At 65.7% G+C, this 274-nt stretch carries 1 protein-coding gene; it reads right to left on the bottom strand.

The genetic code is table 11. The features are described 5' to 3' along the window. Nucleotides 1-274, bottom strand: a 274-nt coding sequence (gene lptC / locus KVT28_RS25110; protein WP_217550880.1) for an LPS export ABC transporter periplasmic protein LptC, incomplete at both ends; no start/stop codon positions are given.

Below are 274 nucleotides of genomic sequence, written 5' to 3'. Positions count from 1 at the left end.
GCCCTGCTGCGACGTCACGACGATCTTGTCACGCAGCAGGACCTTGTCGGCTTTGGTGTTGTACGTGCCGCTGGTCGCGGTGAGCAGCACCACGTCCTTGTCCTGCAGCTCCATCCTGGCGCGCAAATTCTGCAACTCGACGAGGTCGGGCTTGGCGATGTCCTGCACGGCCGACTCGGCGTTGAGCTCGTAGGCGCGCTGGTCGCGCGTGAACCCCGCGATACGCGGCAGCTCCATGGTGATCTTGCTGCCCTGCACGGCGAGCTTGCCGGCC

This window comes from Pantoea sp. GbtcB22, assembly GCF_019091025.1.
GTDB classification, from domain to species: Bacteria; Pseudomonadota; Gammaproteobacteria; order Enterobacterales; family Enterobacteriaceae; genus Pantoea; species Pantoea leporis.
Note: the sequence above shows the minus strand (reverse complement) of the source record. Positions and strands in the feature narration are given on the sequence as shown.